The following is a 20841-nucleotide window of genomic DNA, read 5'->3' on the forward strand; positions in this document are numbered from 1 at the left end:
CACAGGGCCGCCCCCGTCACCGGAGTGACGGGGGCGGCCCTCGGGTTCCGCAGGGTTCGGATCAGTCGTTGCCGTTGCCCGGCGTCGTCTTCGCGATCTGCATCAGGAACTCGGCGTTGGACTTCGTCTGCTTCATCTTGTCCAGCAGGAGCTCGATGGCCTGCTGCGAGTCGAGCGCGTGCAGCACCCGGCGCAGCTTCCAGACGATGGCGAGCTCCTCCGGGTTGAGGAGGATCTCCTCCTTGCGCGTGCCCGACGGGTCGACGTCGACCGCCGGGAAGATGCGCTTGTCGGCGAGCTTCCGGTCGAGCTTGAGCTCCATGTTGCCGGTGCCCTTGAACTCCTCGAAGATCACCTCGTCCATGCGCGAGCCGGTGTCGACGAGCGCGGTGGCCAGGATGGTCAGCGAGCCGCCGTCCTCGATGTTGCGCGCGGCACCGAAGAAGCGCTTCGGCGGGTACAGCGCGGTCGAGTCGACACCACCGGACAGGATGCGGCCGGAGGCGGGGGCGGCGAGGTTGTACGCACGGCCCAGACGCGTGATCGAGTCGAGCAGTACGACGACATCGTGACCCAGCTCCACCAGACGCTTGGCCCGCTCGATGGCGAGCTCGGCGACCGTGGTGTGGTCCTCGGCCGGGCGGTCGAAGGTCGAGGAGATGACCTCGCCCTTCACCGACCGCTGCATGTCCGTGACCTCTTCCGGACGCTCGTCGACCAGGACGACCATCAGGTGGCACTCGGGGTTGTTGACGGTGATCGCGTTGGCGACCGCCTGCAGGATCATGGTCTTGCCGGTCTTCGGCGGGGCCACGATCAGACCACGCTGGCCCTTACCGATCGGCGCGACGAGGTCGATGATGCGGGTCGTCAGCACGCCCGGGTCGGTCTCCAGACGGAGCCGGTCCTGCGGGTAAAGGGGCGTCAGCTTGTTGAACTCCGGGCGGCCACGGCCCGATTCGGCGGCCATGCCGTTCGCGGAGTCGAGGCGGACCAGCGCGTTGAACTTCTCGCGGCGCTCGCCGTCCTTGGGCTGGCGGACCGCGCCCGTGACGTGGTCGCCCTTGCGCAGACCGTTCTTGCGGACCTGGGCGAGGGAGACGTACACGTCGTTCGGACCCGGCAGGTAGCCGGACGTACGGATGAACGCGTAGTTGTCGAGGATGTCCAGGATGCCCGCGACGGGGATCAGGACGTCGTCGTCGGCGACCTGCGGCTCGTTCGGGCCGAAGTCCTCGCGGCCACGACGGCCACGACGGTCCCGGTAACGGCCGCGCCGACCGCGCCGGCCATCGCCGAACTCGTCGTCGTCCTGGGGGCCGTTGTCACGCTGCGGGCCGTTGTCGCGCTGCTGCCGGTCCTGGCGATCCTGACGGCCGCCCTGGCTCTGCTGCTGCCGGTCCTGACGGTCCTGGCGCTGCTGGCCGCCGCTCTGTCCCTGGCCACTCTGGGCCTGACCACCCTGGCCCTGCTGCTCGTCGGTCTTGCCGGCCCGGCGGTCGCGGTCACGGCCACCACGGTCGCGGTCACGACGGTCACGGCGGCCCTGTCGGCCCTCGCCGTCACCCGCGTCGGCCTTGGCCTCGACCAGGGTCTCCGTCTTCGGCTCGCTCTTCGCCTCGGCGGTGACCGTCTCGGGGCTGCCGGCCTCGGCGACGGCGCGGCGACGACGGCGCTCGCCCACGGGGGCGTCCTCGGCCTCGCTCGCTCGGGAGGGGCCACCGGCGGGCTGGCCGGGAATGTCGATCTGCTGCTGGGCCACGGCCTTTTCGGCGGCGGGCTGCTCGGCCTTGGCCTCGGCCGCGACGGCCTCAACGCCCGTACGGGCCTTCGAGGTGGCGCGGCGCTTCGGCTTGGTCTCGGCGGTGGCGTCGGCCTTCGCCGACGCGCTGCCTCCTCCGGCCTGCGCCTCCTTGATGACCTCGATCAGCTGGCTCTTGCGCATCCGCGCGGTGCCCCTGATACCGAGGCCGGACGCGACCTGCTGAAGCTCGGCCAGCACCATGCCGTCAAGGCCGGTACCGCGGCGCCGCCGGGAGCCTGCACCGGAGGCAGGCGCCGCTGAGGCGTCCGTGGCGGGCGCGGCAACGGTCTCCTCGACACGTGCGCCCATCAGATCGGTGGTGTCGCTCACGAAGGGTCCTTCCCTGGAGCGGACGTCGGCCTGTCTGGCACGGCGACCGGTTTTGCTGTCCGGATTTGGTCCTTTTGGTACGGACCGTGCCGGGGCGGTGGTCCGCCAACGCGGCGGAAGAAATAACTGGTGATGACGATTCCGGAGCCGAGGCACTGAATTGCGGTGTCATCGGCTCGGTCACGCCGGTTCCGGAGCGTGCTCAACACTGCTCAGCACGTAGCACCCAATGCATGGCACAAAGCAGTTTGGGAGGCTCCCGGAAGAATGGGTGTCCCGAACGGGGACGTGAAGCACCTCGCCATGGTGAGGTCGGGTGCAGACTTGAGATTAACACTACCGGATCCAACAAACATTCCCCCTCTCGAAATCCGGTAACCGCGCGCTTCTAATGGATACCGGAGGGTGCGAGCGGCAACACGCTCGCACCCGTGGCGTCGAGATCCAGACGATTGGCAGCCCACCCCTGACCTGCGAGATCGGCGATTTTGTCGGCCGACGCCCCGTCAGCCAGGGCCAGCACCGTGGGGCCCGCGCCGGAGATCACCGCGGGGATGCCGTCGGCCCGCAGCCGCTCCACCAGCGCGATGCTCTCGGGCATGGCCGGGGCGCGGTACTCCTGGTGCAAACGGTCCTCGGTGGCGGGCAACAGCAGGTCGGGACGCCGGGTGAGGGCCTCGACGAGCAGGGCCGCGCGGCCCGCGTTCGCCGCGGCGTCGACATGCGGCACCGTGCGCGGAAGCAGACCGCGCGCGGTCTCGGTGAGAACCGGCTTTCCCGGTACGAAAACCACCGGAACGATGGAATCGGCGGGCTCCATCCTGATCGCCCGCGCCGCGCCCGTCTCCATCCAGGAGAGCGTGAATCCCCCGAGCAGACAGGCCGCGACGTTGTCGGGGTGCCCCTCGATCTCGGTGGCGAGCTCAAGCAGGGCCGTGTCGTCGAGTTTCGTCTCCCCGCCTATGGTCACCGCCCGTGCGGCGACGATGCCGGCGCAGATGGCGGCCGACGAGGAACCGAGGCCCCGGCCGTGCGGAATGCGGTTGGCGCAGACGATCTCAAGGCCGCGCGGTTGTCCGCCCAGCAGATCGAAGGCGGTGCGCAGGGAACGTACGAGGAGATGGCCCTCGTCGCGCGGCAGCGTCTCGCTGCCCTCACCCGCGATGTCGATGTGCAGCCCGGCGTCCGCCACCCGGACGACCACGTCGTCGTACAGCCCCAGTGACAGGCCGAAGGCGTCGAAGCCCGGCCCGAGATTGGCGCTGGTGGCGGGGACGCGCACCCGGACGGCGGCGGCGCGGAAGGCTGGACCGGCCATCGCTCGATGACTCTCCTTGAGCTGCGTGATGTACGAGACCTTGAACTGCCTGACGTACGAGATTCTCGAAAACGTGCGAGACGAACGTGGGGCGACTTGCTATACGACGGTGGAGCGACTGACGGTACGGAGGTGGAACGGGCCGACGATACGGATGTTGGGACGGTTTGCGCTACGAACCTGACGTGTACGTCAGCACCCGAAGGCCACAACGAGGGCGGCACCGCGGCATATGCGGCGGGCGGGTTCAGTACAGCCTATCGAAGACAGGTTCTGTGGCGACATAGGGCGCACGGGAGGCGCACGATGCGTGTCGTAAGCCCCCCGTGCACCCCCCGTCGGGTGTCCCTCGGGGTGTTCTCCGTTTACGCGAGGTGTTAGGCGAGACCGAGCTTCTCGGCGGCCGCGACGGCGTCCACCGGGACGGTCACCGGCTGCGGAGCGCCGGCGACGGCCCAGTCCGGATCCTTGAGCCCGTTTCCGGTGACCGTGCAGACGATCGTCTGGCCCGGGTCGACCTTGCCCTGCTCGGCGGCCTTCAGTAGACCGGCGACGGACGCGGCGGACGCGGGCTCGACGAAAACGCCCTCCTGCGCGGCCAACAGGCGGTAGGCGCGCAGGATCTCACGGTCCGTCACCTCGTCGATGAACCCGCCCGACTCGTCCCGGGCGGCCAGCGCGAACTGCCAGGACGCCGGGTTGCCGATACGGATCGCGGTGGCGATGGTCGACGGGTCCTTGACGACCTCGCCGCGCACGATCGGGGCGGAACCGGAGGCCTGGAAACCCCACATGCGCGGGGTCCGCGCGGCGATGCCGTCGGCGGCGTACTCCTTGTACCCCTTCCAGTACGCGGTGATGTTGCCCGCGTTGCCCACCGGCAGGACGTGGATGTCGGGCGCGTCGCCGAGCATGTCCACGATCTCGAACGCGCCGGTCTTCTGGCCCTCGATGCGCGCCGGGTTGACGGAATTGACCAGCGCCACCGGGTAGTTGTCGGACAGCGCGCGCGCCAGCGTCAGACAGTCGTCGAAGTTGCCGTCGACCTGGAGGATCTTCGCGCCGTGCACGAGGGCCTGGCCCATCTTGCCGATCGCGATCTTGCCCTGCGGCACGAGCACGGCACAGACCATCCCGGCGCGTACGGCATAGGCGGCGGCGCTCGCGGACGTGTTGCCGGTGGAGGCGCAGATGACGGCCTTCGCGCCCTCCTCCTTGGCCTTCGAGATGGCCATGGTCATACCGCGGTCCTTGAAGGACCCGGTCGGGTTGGCGCCCTCCACCTTCAGGTGGACCTCGCACCCGGTGCGCTCGGAGAGCACCTGCGCGGGCACGAGCGGCGTGCCGCCCTCCCGGAGCGTCACGACCGGCGTGCTGCCGGATACCGGCAGCCGGTCCCGGTACTCCTCGATGATTCCGCGCCACTGGTGGGTCATTGCTGGTTACTCTCCTTCAACCCGCATGATGCTGGCGACACCCCGCACGGTGTCGAGGCTGCGCAGCGCCTCGACGGTCCCGTTCAGGGACGCGTCGGACGCACGATGGGTGACGACGACGAGGGAGGCCTCGCCGCCCCCGTCCTGTCGGCTCTGCTGGCGCACGGTGTCGATGGACACCCCGTGCTCGGCGAAGACGGTGGCCACCTGGGCGAGAACACCCGGCTTGTCGGCCACGTCGAGGCTGATGTGGTAGCGCGTCACGACCTCACCCATGGGGGAGACGGGCAGTTGGGCGTACGCGGAGGCGCCGGGCCCGGTCGTGCCGCTGAGCTTGTTGCGACAGACGGCCACGAGGTCACCGAGCACGGCGGACGCGGTCGGCGCGCCTCCCGCACCCGGCCCGTAGAACATGAGCTGCCCGGCGGCGTCCGACTCGACGAAGACCGCGTTGTACGCGCCGCGCACGGAGGCGAGCGGATGGCTCAGCGGAATCATGGCCGGGTGCACGCGCGCGGTGACGGACGCGCCGTCGGCGGCCCGCTCGCAGATGGCGAGCAGCTTGATGGTGCAGCCCATCGCCTTCGACGAGGCGAAGTCGGAGGCGGTGACCTCGGTCATGCCCTCGCGGTACACGTCGTCGAGGCGTACGCGCGTGTGGAAGGAGATTCCGGCGAGGATCGCGGCCTTGGCGGCGGCGTCGAAGCCCTCGACGTCGGCGGTGGGATCGGCCTCGGCGTATCCCAGCGCGGTGGCCTCGTCGAGCGCCTCCTGGTAACCGGCGCCCGTCGAATCCATCTTGTCGAGGATGAAGTTGGTGGTGCCGTTGACGATGCCCATCACGCGGTTGATCTTGTCGCCGGCGAGGGACTCGCGCAGCGGCCGGATGAGCGGGATGGCGCCGGCGACGGCGGCCTCGTAGTAGAGGTCCTTGCCCTGCTCCTGGGCGGCGGCGTGCAGAGCGGCACCGTCCTGGGCCAGCAGCGCCTTGTTCGCGGAGACGACGGAGGCGCCGTGCTCGAAGGCGGTGGTGATGAGCGTACGAGCGGGCTCGATACCGCCGATGACCTCGACGACGACGTCGATGTCGCCCCGTTTGACGAGCGCGGTCGCGTCGGTGGTGATGAGGCCGGGGTCGATGCCCTCACGGACCTTGGCGGGGCGGCGTACGGCGACGCCGGCCAGTTCCACCGGGGCCCCGATCCTGGCGGCGAGATCGTCGGCGTGCGTCGTCATGATGCGCGCCACCTCTGAGCCGACTACCCCGCAGCCCAGCAGCGCCACCTTCAGCGGACGCGTACGCATCATCCGACCTCGTTTCCTGTTACGTCACGGTTGGACCAGTCTCACTCACCGGACGGGACTTTCTATCCCATGTCCGGATCGTGAGACGTCCATTTCATTTCTACGAGGGCGGAAGACCGGAGATCTTCCGCCTCTGGTGGCGCTTGTCGGTCGATGTCTCTCGGCCGGTGTCCCTTGGGCGGCGTATCTTGGTCGGCGTCTCTCAGCCGACGTCGAGACGGAGCAGGTCCTCCTCCGTTTCACGGCGGACGATCACCCGGGCCTCGCCGTCGCTCACGGCGACGACGGGCGGGCGGAGCGCGTGGTTGTAATTGCTGGCCATGGACCGGCAGTAGGCGCCGGTGGCGGGGACGGCGATGAGGTCACCGGGCGCGAGGTCGGCGGGCAGGAACGCGTCCCGCACCACGATGTCGCCACTCTCGCAGTGCTTCCCGACGACGCGGACGAGCATCGGCTCGGCGTCACTCGCGCGCGAGACGAGAGAGACGCTGTACTCGGCGTCGTACAACGCCGTCCGGATGTTGTCGGACATGCCTCCGTCGACGGAGACGTACGTCCGAAGCCCGTCGAGCGGCTTGATGGTGCCGACCTCGTAGAGGGTGAAGGCGGTCGGACCCACGATGGCGCGCCCGGGCTCCACGGAGATCCGCGGCGTCCGCAGCTTGGCGGCCTCGCACTCGCGGGTGACGATCTCGGTCAGCGCCTTGGCGATCTCGTGCGGCTCGCGTGGGTCGTCCTCGCTGGTGTACGCGATTCCGAGGCCGCCGCCGAGGTCGATCTCGGGCAGCTCGACACCGTGCTCGTCACGGATCTGCCTGAGCAGTCCGATGACGCGATGGGCGGCCACCTCGAACCCGGAGGTGTCGAAGATCTGCGAACCGATGTGACTGTGGATGCCGATGAGTTCGAGCCCGTCGAGCTGGAGGGCACGACGTACGGCCTCCGCGGCCTGGCCACCGGCCAGCGGAATCCCGAACTTCTGGTCCTCGTGCGCCGTGGCGATGAACTCGTGGGTGTGCGCCTCCACGCCCACCGTCACCCGGATCTGCACCCGCTGCCGCTTGCCGAGGGACTGCGCGATGTGGGCGACACGGACGATCTCCTGGAAGGAGTCGAGGACGATACGTCCGACGCCGCTCTCGACAGCCCTGGTGATCTCTTCGGTGGACTTGTTGTTGCCGTGCAGGGCGATACGGTCGGCGGGCATACCGGCGGAGAGGGCGGTGGCGAGCTCACCACCGGAGCACACGTCCAGATTCAGCCCCTCCTCGTCCAGCCAGCGCACGACGGCCCGGGACAGGAACGCCTTCCCGGCGTAGAAGACGTCGGCGTCATGCCCGAAGGCGGTACGCCAGGCGCGCGCCCGCGCCCGGAAGTCGGCCTCGTCGATGAAGTAGGCGGGGGTGCCGAACTCCTCGGCGAGCGAGGCCACATCTATCCCGCCGACGCTGACGACTCCGTCCCTGTTACGGGTGACGGTGTGCGCCCAGACCTTCGGTTCGAGGGCGTTGAGATCCGCGGGCGGAGCGGTGTAGTGCCCGTCGGTCAGAACATCGGCGTGACGGGGCCCGGCGGGGTGTGCGGAACGGCTCATGTCTGTGGGCTTTCTACTGTGTCGTCTGCTTTGTCGTCTGCTTTGTCGTCTGCTGAGTCATCTGCTGCATCGTTTGCTGCATCGTCTGCTGTGTCAGAGGTATTCGGGTGCACTGATGCCGAGCAGGGACAGGCCGCCGGCCAACACCACCCCGGCGGCTTCGGCAAGCGCCAGCCGGGCCCGGTGGGCGGCCGAGGGTTTCTCGTCCCCGAGCGGCAGCACGGTGTACTGGAAGGACAGGAGGACATCGGCGACGGTCACGAGATGCCGGGCAAGCCGGTCGGGCGAGCGATGGGCTGCGGCGGCGCTGAGGGCGCGGGGGTACTCGGCGAGGGCGGCGAGAAGGTCTGAGGTTCGGGGTGCGGCTGTGCCGGTGCTTGCTTGGGGTACGTCTTCGGGGGCGGTGAGGAGCTCTGACACTCGGGGTACGTCTGCGAGGACGGTAAGGAGCTCCGGCGCTTGGGATACGTCGGCGAGGACGGTGAGAAGCTCCGGCGCTTGGGATACGTCGGCGGCGGCGCTGTCGACGCCCAGGCTCGCGGCGTTGCGGCTGAGGGCGCGGGTGCGGGCGTGGGCGTACCGGATGCGGAAGAGCGGGTTGGTCTCGCGCTGGACGAGGTGATCCGCGGTGATCCGGGGCCGGTCATGGGGCGCGGGGTGGAGCAGGGCCCAACGGGCGGCGTCGGGGCCGAGGGGGGCGGGGTCCTCGGGGGCGGGGACGGGCCGGAGACTGACCGGCTCGGCATGCCGCACCTCGGCACGGCCGCCCTGGGTGGCGATGATCCGTACGAGCGTGTCGGCGACGACCTCGGCACGGAGGTCGTACGGCACGCGCAGCTCGATGACCTGCCCGGCGAGGCTGTCGCCGTACCCGTACCGGCTGCCTTCTCGGAGGATCTCGGACACGAGCGTGCCGGGGGCAGCGCCCTGGTCGAGGCTGATGTTCAGAAACCCGGGCCCGGTGATCGCGACGTCCGCGACACCGGGTGCGCTGCTGAGATGCGGCCGGAGGATCTCGGCGACCTGTCGCGGCGCCCGCCCGGCCGGCCGAGCCAGCTGCAACGCGATGTTCGTGGCGTAGTCCCCACACCCCCCGGCCCCCGGCACCGTCACCACGACCCGTGCCGGCACCACCACGCTCAGCTCCCCCTCGTCCACGGCACGACGCACCGCGCGCAGCACGGTACGGGAGAGCTCAACGGGGGTCACGGGACAAGCCTAGGGGAGGAGGGGGGTGGGTAGGCGAGTCAGTTTGGGGGTGGTCCGGAATGTGGACGAGCTGGGCGAGGCCGAGGGCCGGGGAACCCGGTGCTGTCTGGGGGCGGAGCGGGGGGTGATCGCGTCGCGGCGGCTTCGACGAGCGGGGGCTTGTTGGGGGGAGGGGCGCCGGGGGCGGAGACGGGTCGCGACTCGGTCGACGACGTTGACGAAGGTATGGATGAAGGTATCGATGAATGCGTTGATGGAGCCGGTGACGGAGCCGGTGATGACACGGCTGCCGACGCGGCTGGCGACGGTGTAGGCGACCCCCCGTCTCGGTGGCCCGTCTCGGTGGCCCGAAAATAACCCATCGGCGGCACGTCGCTGCCTGATGCGTCAGTGACTCATGCACCGGCAATTGACACATCGGCGATCGATGGATCGGTGACCGACTCGATGGATCAGTGACCGGAACGTCCAGCGCGCTCGGCACGCTCGGCTTCCTCGGCGCCAAAGACACCCGGAAAGAGGCCCCCGGTGCCATCGCGATCACCACCGCCGCTCCCCCGACGCTCCATCAACTGCCGTACGAGCTTGACGAGTTCGGCAGGCTCGAAGGGCTTGGCAAGGAATGCGTCGACCCCGACATCGAGCCCGCTCTCGACCTCGTACTGAGTGCAGGCGCTGACGATGGCGAGGGGAAGATTCCGGGTCCGCGGGTCGGCCCGAAGGCGAGCGGCGGTGCGCAGCCCGTCCAGCCGGGGCATGACCACATCGAGTGTGACCACATCGGGCCGCACCTGATGCACGATGTCCAGGCATTCGGCACCATCGGCCGCGGTCACGACCTCGAGACCCTCCAGCTCAAGGTTGACCCTGATCAGCTGCCGGATGACCTTGTTGTCGTCCACAACAAGCACCCGGCCCGACGCGCCTGGCACAACTTGAGGGTAGGACCGCACCCACCGCCGCGTCCCGGTTTTCCCCACTTCCACCCCGTCCGGACGACCCACCTCCAACCCACCCTGAGCCCACCCCTCCCCCCACAACACCCCATCCCTCCCCCCACCGAAACCCATGCCAGTCACCCCCAAAAGAGCTGGTAGTGTTCAACCCGTCGCCGCACACCAAGCGCCCGACACGCCCCCGTAGCTCAGGGGATAGAGCAACGGCCTCCGGAGCCGTGTGCGCAGGTTCGAATCCTGCCGGGGGCACCCTGTATGAGGTGCCCGAAGACCCCGCCATCAGCGCTTTCGCTGAGGACGGGGTCTTGGCGTTTGTGCAGGCGGATGCCGCCGAAAGCAGCCCCATGACAGTGATCACGTTGTAATAGCGTGTTGATCATGAGGAGCGTCTCAGCAGGTCAGCATTGCTCCTCAGAGGCAAGGAACCCACCAGAGGCCAGCTTGCAACGCGGCCGGCTGCGACTGCCAGCCCCGGGACCGGGACGCCGACGGCGCTGAGAGATCAGCCAGCCATAAATCTGCTGCGCCGAGGCTCCCGACCTCCGTACCGTCGACTCATGCAAGGCCGTCAAAAGATCGATGCCGCCGCGCACCTAGCGGGCAAGTGCGTCAGCAGCACGCTGGGCGTGGAAGTCATCACAAACGATGCTGGTGGCCGACAAGGTGCGTACGACTTGGTGCTCACACACGAAGAACGCACCATCGCGGTTGAGGTCAAACTCGTGGTGGACCCGCGCCACAGAGCCGCTGGTACCAAGTCCAATCAGCTCGGCTACATACGCCAGTCAGGCCTTACCTACACATGGCTCGTGTACCTCTCGCCAGACAAGAGCTGGAAGCGCGCACTGGCACGCATCCCGAAGCTTCTGTCTGAGTTGGAAGAGCGCGGAGTTCTCCCCGAAACCGCGCCCTACTTTTGGCAGCACGACTTCAACCTGTACATCGAGTTCGAACGCCTTGGCATCGACTCGTTGTCCTGCATACCTTCCACGGAGAAGCATCCGCCTGGCTACTACGTGATGCAGGCGTCATGGGGCGGGATCGTCCCGGAGTTGGAACACGTTGTCGCGTCCGCCTGCGAGCTAGTGAGCAGCCCGAGCATGTCCAAGCTGCGAAGGCAACTGGCCGCAGCTGAGACTGACGAGCGGCACGCCTTCCTGATCTACGGCTGGGAGTACATGGAGGCCGTCCCCCTGAGCCACGAAGGGCCACTCCCTCGTGATCCCCCTGAGTTGCCAGAAGGGATCGACGGAGTGTGGCTGTCCACCACGGCCAGCCGCAGCCCGGCCATCGCCTGGATACCCAAGCGCGGTTGGATCAGAGCTGCTCCCATGACTTAACCCGTGACTCGCGTACGTGAAGGAGGGCGCCCTCAAGAGTCTTGAGGGCGCCCTCCTTCACGAGCAGACATGCTCGCATTAACTAGTCCGCCTCACCGAGTCCTTGCATGATGCGGTCATTCATTTCGGCTTCCTGCCCGTCGATGCACTTCGCATAGATCTTGAGCAGCACGTCGACCGAGTGGCCCGCGCGAGCGGCCACGTCCGGTGCCGGAACTCCGGAGTTGAGCCATTGCGAGACGCCCGCATGCCGGAGGTCGTACGGCCGGAAGGCGAGCACGGACGAGACCTGTTCCGGCAGGAGTGCCAGCTCTCGCGTCTGCTTCCACACCCGCGAGTACGACGACGCAGCTACGACGTTGCCCCGCTCACTGGCGAAGAGCCGGCCGTCCTTCGCCGTACCGAACTCCTTCAGGTGCTCCCGGAGCAGCCGCACCAACGGCGGCGGTATCGGCACGATGCGTACTTCGCCTTCCGCCCGCTGCTTCAGGCCCCTTCGGTCGTGCGCTTCGCCGGAGTCCGTCCACGCCTTGCCTGCCGTCGGACGCGTCTCGGCCAGCTCGATACGGCCCCAGCCTTTCGCCGGGAGAATGCAGTCCGAGCGCCGAAGTCCCAGCGCCTCAGCGGGCCGCATGGCCGCGTAATACAGGCAGCCGAAGAACGCCCCCAGCCGTCGACCGCTTGCCCGCTCGTAGCCACCCACGTACGTCACCGCCGCCAGCAGCTCCCGCGCCTGCCGGGGGTTGACCACCACGCGTCGGTCAACCTCCTGCACAGGCCGCTTCCCGCGCTTGCGCCGCACCCGGCTCAGCGGGTTGGAGGGCAACAGCTCCAGCTCAACTGCGTACTCAAGCGCGTTGAACACGACCGCCCGGCGCCGCCGGTACGTCTGCGTGGCGGCAGGCTTGCCGTCCAGCTTCCGGCTGAGTGCGTCGATCAGTTCATGAACCCGAGCGATCTCCTGCAACTCCGCCACCGGCAGCGACGCCCGCTCTATCCATCGCACCGCGGACGCGATCTCCTCCGGCCGCTCCCTATCTCGCCGGGGCACAGGCAGGACGTACGAGCGCAGTGCGCGGCGTACGAGCTCCGGCGTTGGCCGCCCCCGTACCGGCTTGACCAATACAGGGACAGCCGTCGCCAGAGAGTCGGTCATGCTGTCCCGCTGCTTGGCCGACACCTCCGCCCATCGGGCATCGACGTACTTGAGCGCCAACTCCAGGAACGAAAGCGCCGCCTTGCCACCGCGCAGCGAGTCGGGCAGACCAGAGACCGTGTCGAAGGGTTCTCCCTTGTCCACAGCCCGCAGCAGCTTGGCCCGGAAGCGGTCGGCCAGTGCCTTTGTTTTGTACGACTCGCTGAACGGCTGTCCGTCGACAACCCAGCGAACGAGATACGTCGGCTTCTTGGTTGTCCGATTGACGGAGAGCTTCCATACGGAGACCTTGTACGACTTCACGACGCGGCCACCTCCGCACGCTTCTCCAACCAGTCGTTGAGCACGTCCCGCCGGACCCGTAGCTCACCGTTCGGTAACCGGATACAGGCAGGGGCGATCCGCAGTTCCCGCCAGCGGTAGAAGGTGCGCCGGGAGATCCCGCCCAGTTCTTCGAGCACCTGCCGCACAGTGAGTAGTTCGGCCGCCTTCTCACGTGCCATGAGGACCACTGCCCTCCCGCACCGACGCGGCCAGTAGCGCCGCTTCCGGCGAGTAGCCGCGCCCGGCGTAGCGCCACTGGCCGACCGCGACGGTTGACCGCGTGCCGATGCCAAGAGCTGTTCGCTGTTCCTCCGCGCGGTGTTCCGCACGGGCCTGACGAAGCGCGGTCAGGGTGGTGGAGTAGCGGCGGGACTTGGTGGAGAAGTGGCCGCCGTAGCCGAGCATGTGCGCCCAACGCCGCAGGCCGAGCGGTTGGAAGTCGGGCAGGCCGCCAAGCCACCAGCACGTACCGATCATGCGGAGCACGTGGGCACGTACGGGCAACATGACCAGGTCCCGCGCCCCGTGAATACGGCCGTCCACCGCGCCGGCTGACTCGGCTCCCTTCGTCGCGTACTTGGCGATGTAACCGGCCACCGCCGCCGAGGTCAGCCGTTCCCCCACTCCAAAGGCGGAGATGGGACATACGTCGACCTGCTCGCCGAACTGCAGCGCACGCGCCCCGATGACCTCCCGGCCGGGGGCAGTGAGCCGGACCTTCCCAACTGCACGGCGTACAGCATCCGAGAGCAGCGCGGTCGTCGCCCAACCCGGTGGAGTCGAGTGCGGTCCCTCCGGTCCGTCGAGGCGGATGACGGCATGGAAGTGGACCAGTCCGCGCCGCTGATACTCGGCGACTTTGGCGTACGACAACCGAACCGTCTCGGCGAACTCGCTTCGTGAGAGCCCGACTCTCCGGCCGATCTCGCGGCGCAGCTCCAGAGCGAAGCGGTGCCAGAGTCGGCCTGCGTGCGCTTGCCAGAGCGCGGCTCCGGCGTAGTCGTAGCAGCGAGGGCAGAGCGGTTCACCGAGCCGCGGGTCGTCGTCCGCGTGGCGTGAGTGGCACCCGGCCGGCGAGCCGTGCGGGCAGGCGTTGCCCGACCTACGGGGTCGGCAGGCCCGTACGCGACCGTCGCGCTCGCGGCGGGTGTGAACTGGGCCGAAGCCGGGAGCGGTGAGGGTGGCGAACACCCGAGGGTGCTCGCCGACCTTCTCCACTACGTTCTTGCCGCCGATGAGTCCGGCACGGATCAGTTGGTACGTGTCCGCCTGATACACGCGGGCGCATGTCGGGCAGACCGTTGCCCTGCGGTTGCCACATGCGGTGAGCAGGCGACCGCCGTAGACGTCCGAGCCGTACGAGAACAGGGCCTCACCGGTCGACGCGTCGACGACGGTCGCGTTGCCGACGAGGTGAATCGGGTTCGTGCAGCCGCCGAGGCGGACGATCTGACGCCGCCAGGCCGCGAACTCCGGTTCTGTGGCCTGGTCGATCAGCGCGGAGACGGCCTTCGGCAGAGTGGCAGGAGGCGAGGTCATTGACGACCACCGCCGCCGAACGCCTGCGACATGACGGCGGAGATTGCTTGCGGTCGAGTCTTCGCGCTGAAGCGAAGTGTCGGATCGGTGAGCCAGAGGGCAGCGGCGTGCGCCGGGCAGAGCCAGCGTTCGAAGCCGTCGAGTCCGACGAGAACGACTTGTTCCCGCCCGACGCAGGTCGGCTGTTCCCTGGTCCTCAGCTCGCATTCGGGCGGAGGAGATTTGCGCGGACGATGCGCGGTGGACAAAGTGAGGGTGCTCCTTTCACTGCTCACGTGGCGGATGGAGTGGGTTCCTGACGGGGTCGGGTTTGGCGACTTCGCGCCCCGTCGGGAGCCCGTCGTATCGGCCTTGTCGAGCTCAGGCCGTACGGGATGGGTCAGAAGTGGAGTTGTCCGAGGAAGGCGCCCACCCCTTCGAGGACCGTCGCCACGACGGGCGCGGCAGTCGTCCGGGCAAGCAAGAAGCCGAAGGCTCCGCAGAGCAGCAGGTCGGCCAGGCGCAAGTAGCGGATGCGCAGCAAGAACCAGATCAACAGGCCGAGCAGCAGTACCGCCGACATGGACACGAGCACTGCAGTTCCCTTTCACTTCGCGTCCAGCAGTTCGGGAAGGTGCGGGGTCAGGTGCGCGAACTCGGCCGCGATGGCTTCCGCCTCCGCTTCGGTGACCAGGTGGGAGCGCGCACGTTCCCAGCCGTCGCCGGAGGCCAGCACCGCGGTACCGGCTTGTTCCGGTGTGATGGCTTGCGCTGCCTTGAGTGCGTCCGGGTTGAGGTCGCCGAGGGCCATCTCCGCCGTACCGGGATCGGCGACGCGGTGACAGACCCGGCCACCGAGTTGGGCACGGAGCGCCGTGACGCCGGGTCCCAGGTCGGAGCCGACGCGTTGGCCGGCGACTACGAGGAACACACCGAGTGCCGCGCCGAGTTGGGCAAGCCGGATCAGTGCCGTACCGGCCGCCTGCGCTTCGTCCTTCTCATTCCGACTCGCGACGAGGAACAACTCAGCGATCTCGTCGACGATGACGACCACCGGTACGGGCCGAGCCTGCTCCGGCAGACCCCAGATGTTCCGTACGCGCGCCGCCCGGCAGACGGTCATGCGGTCGAGGGTGAGATCAACCAGCGCGGCCAGGAGTCTGACCGCCTGCTCACGGTTGGTCGCGAGTGCCGACAACCTCGGCTCGTAGAGCGACAGTTCCATGCCGCCCTTGCAGTCGACGCCGACCAGCGCGACGGATTGCGGGGCCAGGCCCGCCACGAGCGCGTTGATCAGCGTGGACTTGCCGGACCGGGTGGCGCCGACGATCAGCCAGTGCGGTACACGCCGCAGGTCGATCACCCACGCGGCACCGGTCTCCAACGCGCCTACAGCTACGCGGAGAAGGTGAACGGGCCCGCGCTGCTTGGGTATGCGGGGGAAGGCCAGTGGGTCGGTGACCGAGGCCGTGATCCGAACGGTGCCCGGCTTTCGCGACGCGACCCGGACCGCGTGCACCTCCCAGGCTTCCGACATGGCAGGCGCCGCCTTGACGAAGTCCTCCGGCACCTGCCCCGGAAGAAGACGCACCAGCAGCCAGAAGCCGCCGAAAGTCAGCCGTATGAGCCCGAACCGGGGCACCAACGGCTGAGGGGGTGGAGCACCCTTGCCGACGAGCCCAGACACCACCGTCAGGGCAGGACGACGACTCACAGCCAGGCCGCACCCGGCCATCAACGGCCGCCACGTGCGGATGACGCGGCAGCATGCGACCGGAAACCCGAGTAAGAGCCACCAGGCCACGGGGTAGCGGCGGCGCAGGGCCGGGCCTGCGAGAAGCAGGCCCGACACCAGCACTGCGGCCACCACCAGGAACCAGCTCGGCCAGGTCGTCCCGGCCGAGGTGGTGGAGGCCAGGATCATCACTGCGCGGCCCCCTTCCCGGCCGGAGCCGGAGCGTTCAGGGGCCGAATCTCCGTCGCACGGAAGGCAATTCCATGCCGCCCCTCGTTCTCCCACGGGGTGGCGATCAGGTCCCTGACGGCCACCGGCATGCCGAGCTGCACGCCACTGGGTTCGCCAGGCACGTTCACGGTGACGACGTCGGCCGATGTGCCCGCCATCAGGCACAGGCCGACCTGGTACACGGTCTTGCCCGTGTCGCGGTCCACGCGGAGTTGACCGGTCTCACGGTTGGCAACCCGCGGAGCAGGGGGAACGGCACAGATGATCCCCGTGAACTTCGCGGTGTCGATCGGAAGGCTTGCCACTTGGTTGGACTCCTCATCCATTGCGCCCGGAGGCCGATCCTCCGGACTGCTTTACCACCCGTAGTACGGGTGATGGGTCCAGAGTGCGACCCGTAGTACGGGTTGTCAACCGCCTCGCAATGGGGGACGCTGTCCAAGAAGTTGGGCAAGCTGCCCAGAAACACGGCCACGGAGGGCCTGCATGCCGCCACAGAACACGCAGCCGAAGTACCGGCAGATCGCCGACTACCTGCGCCAAGGCATCCTGGACGGCACCTACCCGGCCGGCCAGCCACTCCCCTCCGAGGAGGCATTGGCCAAGCAGTTCGGTGTGACGCGCCCCACGGTCCGTCAGGGCCTCACGGAGCTACGGGCTTCAGGTCTCGTCGAGGTCATCATGGGCCGAGGTACCTTCGCCCGTTCACCCCACAGTCGCCCGAGCCTCACGCGCCCGCGCGGCATCCGCCGCACTCCGGAGGGTGGCTACGCCGACGCCGACGGCATCCGTTGGGCCAACGCGGAACCCCCCGTAGCCACGCGCACGGACGCCCCCCTCGCACTCGCCGACCTGTTGCGCATCCCGCCAGGCGAGCCGATGTTCACGTACGACGCGTTGCAGACCGCCGACAACGGCCGCCTCCGCCAACTCCACCGCACTTACGTGCCGTTCTCCGTGTTGGTCGACACCAAGTACGAAGAGGAAGCGCCCCCGCCGGCCCCGGAGCTCTACGCAGCACTCGCCGAACTGGGCCACGAACTCCACTTCACGGAGTACATCCGCACGCGCATGCCACTCCCGGACCAAGCCCAGGCCCTCCGGCTTCCCGAAGGCGTCCCGTTGCTGCACATCATTCGCGTGACGCTGACCGCGACAGAAAAGCCGCTCGCCCTGGAAGAGTTCCACCTCCCAGGCGACGACCTGGAACTGTCCTTCAGGCTGTAACAGAGGGGCCAGTTGGCTCAGACCTTCTCCACTGTTTCAAGGCGGCTCGCTCCGCTCCCCGCGCGCGGCCCGGCCCCCGGCCGGGCCTGCACTCCTGTCTCCGCCCCGCTCCAGCCCGGCCGGCGCCCGTGCCGCGCTCAAGGCAAGCAGCTACCTGATGCCAGGGAAGGGGTACGTCGTGGCTGAGGCGGTCGGCTCCACGGCTTTACGGAGCCACTTTGGCGCGAGCCTCTAAGATCATGGCCCCAACGTCGTGCTTTAACGGGCAGGTCCACAGACTGCCCGACGCGCCGGAAGCTTACGGGGCCATGATCACTCGCGCCAAAGCAGCGCCACCCCAAAGCCGCTCCGCCGACCTTATGATGTGCGACAGCTCTAATCCGACGGCTTCATCAACTGAGTGACCAGGTCTTGAGTGAATTGCTGTCGCTTAAGCCGGTCTCGCGAGGGCATATGACCGCCACCAGCTGCGATGACTGACTGAGCCAGTTCACGAAATGTTGAGATCAGGTCATGCTGCTTCAAGGCTACAATGATCTGCTCACTCTGCTCTTCAGACTTGTTTTTCTCAAGAGAAGCCGACTGGCCCCCAAGTACATGATATTTATACGCCATGAGAATGTGGTATCGAGCCGGCTTGTAGATAGCCTCTAGCCCGCCGGACCTGAAAGCATTCTCTAGCCGGTAGGCAGCGAATGCGCTCGCCATGTAGGGAAGAAGTTTATGATCCTCACGAAAGATCGCTGCACCGATATCCTCGTATAGCCTGCTCGCATATCGAGCGGCCACGTGTGGGGCATCTAGAAACATCGATGAAACGGCACGCATCTGATCGCCAATTGTGACGACCCGATTCTTGGTAACTTCTTTATTATAGAACTGACCCGAACGCCGCTCGTATGTCAGCTTGATATCTGAGGCGTCGAGCTTATAGAAGTCTTCTAGCCTCTTCTGAAATTTACTTAGCGCCACTAGATCATTCTCTTGCACGGCAGTTTGAGAATTCGTTGCACGGATGATCTGTGTCGCGACCTCTTCATCCCCAGTCACAACCAGCCTGATCGGCACGTAGACGTCAGAAAGCGCCTCACCAAGTGACTCCTTGGATAGATACAGGCAGTGACTGGTCTGACAGCCATTGACGATCTGATACCCAGACAACGCAACCGCATCTCCAGGTTTGGGCGCGTATGACGCAGCAACAACGGTTACACCGTTATTGAGAACAGGAAGGAGGTTCCGCTCAGGCGAATCGAGAGTTTTCATAATCTGCTTGTTGACCGAGTTGTCTTCCCCCTTGAACCCTCGCACGTTGTCATAGAAGACGCGTTCATCGAGAGTCCTTGCATCGCCAATTTCGATCAACTTAAGCAGCTCAGCTACTGACACGACGCCCAGAATCGCTTGATCAACACCAGGCATCTTAGGCAAGTTTACTTGCTTCTCAAACTGGATTTCCACTTCGTTTGCATGGTTTTTCCTAACCCATGCGTCATGGATATCATCAGCGCCGAGGACTGTAACGGTGACCTTTCCAAGGAAGCCGAGATTTTCGATATAGTCCCTCGCGGTTGCGATCCTTTCTTTCACCGGGTCCGCCGCGATGGCTTGCTTCGGCGCCGTAGTGGTGAAGTACAAATAAACGGAGGGGGAGCCTTTTAGGCGACTCGCATAGTTTTCGAACACAGAACCAAGCGCTTTGACCAATGCATCCATGCGGGGGTATGCAGAAAAACTCTCCCCCTGTAGAAATCTTCGAGCAGTGTCACCAAAATTGAGAACATCGGTACTAGATACAGAGGCAGACTGCTTAGCCTGAATGAAGTGCAAGCTCACATCCACCTTGGCGGCGTTTTCGCAAATCTCCTTAACGTCATCAACATCCCAAGCTAGATGTCCGTTTACGTCAAGGGCGATTACGTCAATGCCGATTGCGCCCGGGTCAAGAAGCAGGTCGGACTTTTGAACTTGGCTCGTGAGGTCTTCCGGAAGAATTAGACTCGCAGCAAAAAGCTCGAAAGCGTCCGCGTCACTAATTTCGGTGAGTTCCTCCTCTTCGCGAAACTTCTTAAACAGTCCCTTGATGAGAGGGTTCATTCAACGCTCCCAACACTCGACAACGTTCGCCCGGGTCTGCATAGCTAGTCGCTAGCTCTAACCTCCGGCTTAGACGATGGTAGGGCTGCTGGCCACAACTTGGGCAGGTATCCCGCATTTTGACCTCACAAACCGCCAAAACGGATGGCTTCAGGATCACTCGTTCCCTCAGCAAGTGACGAACTGCGATCGGTGCGGTCGACGCGACTGTCCGACGCTGACTGGGCCGGCGTGGAGCACGATCAAGCAGTGACGAGCGGACCGCCCCTCAACCGGCCGCTCACCACGTGGCAGCTCGGCACCCTTGTCTGAGCACCGCACCACAACTGCACCCGATCGAGCGGGGAAAAGCGGGGAACCACGGTGAGAGCAGCTGAATCCACCGAGGACCACGCTCGACGGTTCGCCCAGGTCAGCCAACGAACCGCCCCCCGAATGCTCACAGCTTCCCAAGATGAGAGCTCACGGTCAGCCATCACGGCTCGCTCTGGTCAACGGCGTGGGCAGGCATCCGACCTCGCCCGAACGAGCCTCGGTTGCTTCGGGACGAACTGGCCCTGGGTCCCAATTCCGCCAACCCCGCCAGTGAAGTACCGGGTCAGGGACCTGATCCGCTCGATCTAGCGAGCGCCTGTGTGGCTCCCGGGGCTAGTTTGAGGCCTGAGTTGGGAAACCGGTCTGCTCACCACAGGCTGTCACTACTCGCCGACGGGCTCCCGTCGTGTCATCCGCCCGATTCAAACTCTGCCAGCTCGTCCTCGTCCAGGTAGTCCCATCGACGCCGGTAGAAGGCCCTGGCAACACGCGACTCCAACCACTCGTCGTAGTCCTCGTCCTGGCGTAGCTGGCCGGTCCTTCGCTTGATCCTTTCGTCCCGATCGCGACGTTCAAGGAACGCCATCACGGCAGGATCGCCCTCTGGGCACACACACCCACCTGACCAAACCAGCTCGGGGGATCTTCTGACCACAAGGCGGTGCAACGCGAGACGCCAGCCCGAGGAGGCAGCTTCGGTGACATCGAGGGCGATCAGGAAAGCCTTTAGCTGTTCCGAGGTGGGCAAGACCTGGCCACCCAAGATCAACTGGCACGTCGATCGTGGCACTCGGTGGCCGTGAGCAGCGGTCGCTCGTTCGATCTCACGCAGAGAAGGCTGGCCTGCCCGCGCGCGAAGCTGCGCTAGGCCCTCACCAAGAGCTGCCGTCGTACGGATCTGACGGAGGCGGCGTCCGTGGCCAGTCCGAAGTGGATGCGCCTGCTC

Annotated in this window: 17 protein-coding genes and 1 tRNA gene; 3 read left to right on the forward strand and 15 right to left on the reverse strand. The window is 66.7% G+C overall.

Features of this window, described 5'->3' with window-relative positions:
• Positions 1 to 61: 61 nt before the first annotated feature.
• The 7 genes from rho to ACFWP7_RS19230 form a co-directional block, all read right to left on the reverse strand.
• Positions 62 to 2134, reverse strand: a complete 2073-nt coding sequence (rho, locus tag ACFWP7_RS19200; RefSeq protein WP_384382723.1) for a transcription termination factor Rho — start codon at positions 2132 to 2134, stop codon at positions 62 to 64.
• Positions 2135 to 2522: 388 nt separating this feature from the next.
• Positions 2523 to 3452 carry a homoserine kinase gene (thrB, locus tag ACFWP7_RS19205; RefSeq protein WP_384382724.1) on the reverse strand — a complete coding sequence of 310 codons (930 nt, stop codon included), beginning with the start codon at positions 3450 to 3452 and terminating at the stop codon, positions 2523 to 2525.
• Between the two features lie 377 nt (positions 3453 to 3829).
• A complete protein-coding gene (gene thrC / locus ACFWP7_RS19210) occupies positions 3830 to 4888 on the reverse strand; it encodes a threonine synthase (RefSeq protein ID WP_384382725.1) in 1059 nt (352 codons plus the stop codon).
• Between the two features lie 6 nt (positions 4889 to 4894).
• Positions 4895 to 6193, reverse strand: a complete 1299-nt coding sequence (locus ACFWP7_RS19215; protein ID WP_384382788.1) for a homoserine dehydrogenase — start codon at positions 6191 to 6193, stop codon at positions 4895 to 4897.
• 202 nt (positions 6194 to 6395) lie between these two features.
• Positions 6396 to 7787, reverse strand: coding sequence for a diaminopimelate decarboxylase (lysA, locus tag ACFWP7_RS19220; protein WP_384382726.1), 1392 nt, complete (start codon positions 7785 to 7787; stop codon positions 6396 to 6398).
• A 93-nt stretch (positions 7788 to 7880) separates the two neighbouring features.
• A complete protein-coding gene (nrtL, locus tag ACFWP7_RS19225; RefSeq protein ID WP_384382727.1) occupies positions 7881 to 8996 on the reverse strand; it encodes an ArgS-related anticodon-binding protein NrtL in 1116 nt (371 codons plus the stop codon).
• Positions 8997 to 9448: 452 nt separating this feature from the next.
• Positions 9449 to 9907: a response regulator gene (locus tag ACFWP7_RS19230; RefSeq protein ID WP_384382789.1), complete on the reverse strand. Its 459-nt coding sequence runs from the start codon at positions 9905 to 9907 to the stop codon at positions 9449 to 9451.
• Positions 9908 to 10129: 222 nt separating this feature from the next.
• Here ACFWP7_RS19230 and ACFWP7_RS19235 point away from each other — a divergent pair.
• Both ACFWP7_RS19235 and ACFWP7_RS19240 read left to right on the forward strand, forming a co-directional pair.
• A tRNA-Arg gene (locus tag ACFWP7_RS19235) sits at positions 10130 to 10201 on the forward strand.
• 308 nt (positions 10202 to 10509) lie between these two features.
• A complete protein-coding gene (locus tag ACFWP7_RS19240) occupies positions 10510 to 11292 on the forward strand; it encodes a hypothetical protein (RefSeq protein ID WP_384382728.1) in 783 nt (260 codons plus the stop codon).
• Positions 11293 to 11374: 82 nt separating this feature from the next.
• On the opposite strand, the gene ACFWP7_RS19245 is transcribed toward ACFWP7_RS19240, so the two are convergent.
• The 6 genes from ACFWP7_RS19245 to ACFWP7_RS19270 form a co-directional block, all read right to left on the reverse strand.
• Positions 11375 to 12751 carry a tyrosine-type recombinase/integrase gene (locus ACFWP7_RS19245; RefSeq protein WP_384382729.1) on the reverse strand — a complete coding sequence of 459 codons (1377 nt, stop codon included), beginning with the start codon at positions 12749 to 12751 and terminating at the stop codon, positions 11375 to 11377.
• Positions 12748 to 12951 carry a helix-turn-helix transcriptional regulator gene (locus ACFWP7_RS19250; protein WP_384382730.1) on the reverse strand — a complete coding sequence of 68 codons (204 nt, stop codon included), beginning with the start codon at positions 12949 to 12951 and terminating at the stop codon, positions 12748 to 12750. The genes ACFWP7_RS19245 and ACFWP7_RS19250 overlap by 4 nt, the downstream gene beginning before the upstream one ends.
• Positions 12941 to 14311 (reverse strand): replication initiator, encoded by a 1371-nt coding sequence (locus ACFWP7_RS19255; protein WP_384382731.1) that lies wholly within the window; start codon positions 14309 to 14311, stop codon positions 12941 to 12943. Before ACFWP7_RS19255 ends, ACFWP7_RS19250 begins: the two co-directional genes overlap by 11 nt.
• Before the next feature lie 379 nt (positions 14312 to 14690).
• Complete coding sequence (locus ACFWP7_RS19260) at positions 14691 to 14885, reverse strand: hypothetical protein (RefSeq protein WP_384382732.1); 195 nt, start codon at positions 14883 to 14885, stop codon at positions 14691 to 14693.
• A gap of 12 nt (positions 14886 to 14897) precedes the next feature.
• Entirely contained in the window at positions 14898 to 16214 is a 1317-nt protein-coding gene (locus tag ACFWP7_RS19265; RefSeq protein WP_384382733.1) for an FtsK/SpoIIIE domain-containing protein, read from the reverse strand.
• The gene (locus ACFWP7_RS19270; protein ID WP_266832582.1) at positions 16214 to 16561 is read right to left on the reverse strand and encodes a hypothetical protein; all 348 of its coding nucleotides are present in this window, start codon (positions 16559 to 16561) and stop codon (positions 16214 to 16216) included. The genes ACFWP7_RS19265 and ACFWP7_RS19270 overlap by 1 nt, the downstream gene beginning before the upstream one ends.
• Positions 16562 to 16742: 181 nt before the next feature.
• Between ACFWP7_RS19270 and ACFWP7_RS19275 the strand changes: the two genes are divergently transcribed.
• Positions 16743 to 17483, forward strand: a complete 741-nt coding sequence (locus tag ACFWP7_RS19275) for a GntR family transcriptional regulator (protein ID WP_384382734.1) — start codon at positions 16743 to 16745, stop codon at positions 17481 to 17483.
• A 375-nt stretch (positions 17484 to 17858) separates the two neighbouring features.
• Here the strand turns inward: ACFWP7_RS19275 and ACFWP7_RS19280 are convergent, their stop codons facing one another.
• Positions 17859 to 19580 carry an AIPR family protein gene (locus ACFWP7_RS19280; RefSeq protein WP_384382735.1) on the reverse strand — a complete coding sequence of 574 codons (1722 nt, stop codon included), beginning with the start codon at positions 19578 to 19580 and terminating at the stop codon, positions 17859 to 17861.
• A 724-nt stretch (positions 19581 to 20304) separates the two neighbouring features.
• Positions 20305 to 20643 (reverse strand): hypothetical protein, encoded by a 339-nt coding sequence (locus ACFWP7_RS19285; protein ID WP_384382795.1) that lies wholly within the window; start codon positions 20641 to 20643, stop codon positions 20305 to 20307.
• Positions 20644 to 20841: the final 198 nt, after the last annotated feature.

The organism is Streptomyces sp. NPDC058470 (assembly GCF_042721055.1).
Classification (GTDB): Bacteria; Actinomycetota; Actinomycetes; order Streptomycetales; family Streptomycetaceae; genus Streptomyces.

Coding starts and splice junctions, on each gene's coding strand:
- ACFWP7_RS19280 (WP_384382735.1), bottom strand. CDS start 19,580: ATGAACCCTCTCATCAAGGGACTGTTTAAGAAGTTTCGCGAAGAGGAG.
- thrC (WP_384382725.1), bottom strand. CDS start 4,888: ATGACCCACCAGTGGCGCGGAATCATCGAGGAGTACCGGGACCGGCTG.
- ACFWP7_RS19240 (WP_384382728.1), top strand. CDS start 10,510: ATGCAAGGCCGTCAAAAGATCGATGCCGCCGCGCACCTAGCGGGCAAG.
- ACFWP7_RS19215 (WP_384382788.1), bottom strand. CDS start 6,193: ATGCGTACGCGTCCGCTGAAGGTGGCGCTGCTGGGCTGCGGGGTAGTC.
- lysA (WP_384382726.1), bottom strand. CDS start 7,787: ATGAGCCGTTCCGCACACCCCGCCGGGCCCCGTCACGCCGATGTTCTG.
- thrB (WP_384382724.1), bottom strand. CDS start 3,452: ATGGCCGGTCCAGCCTTCCGCGCCGCCGCCGTCCGGGTGCGCGTCCCC.
- ACFWP7_RS19265 (WP_384382733.1), bottom strand. CDS start 16,214: ATGATCCTGGCCTCCACCACCTCGGCCGGGACGACCTGGCCGAGCTGG.
- ACFWP7_RS19275 (WP_384382734.1), top strand. CDS start 16,743: ATGCCGCCACAGAACACGCAGCCGAAGTACCGGCAGATCGCCGACTAC.
- ACFWP7_RS19255 (WP_384382731.1), bottom strand. CDS start 14,311: ATGACCTCGCCTCCTGCCACTCTGCCGAAGGCCGTCTCCGCGCTGATC.
- ACFWP7_RS19250 (WP_384382730.1), bottom strand. CDS start 12,951: ATGGCACGTGAGAAGGCGGCCGAACTACTCACTGTGCGGCAGGTGCTC.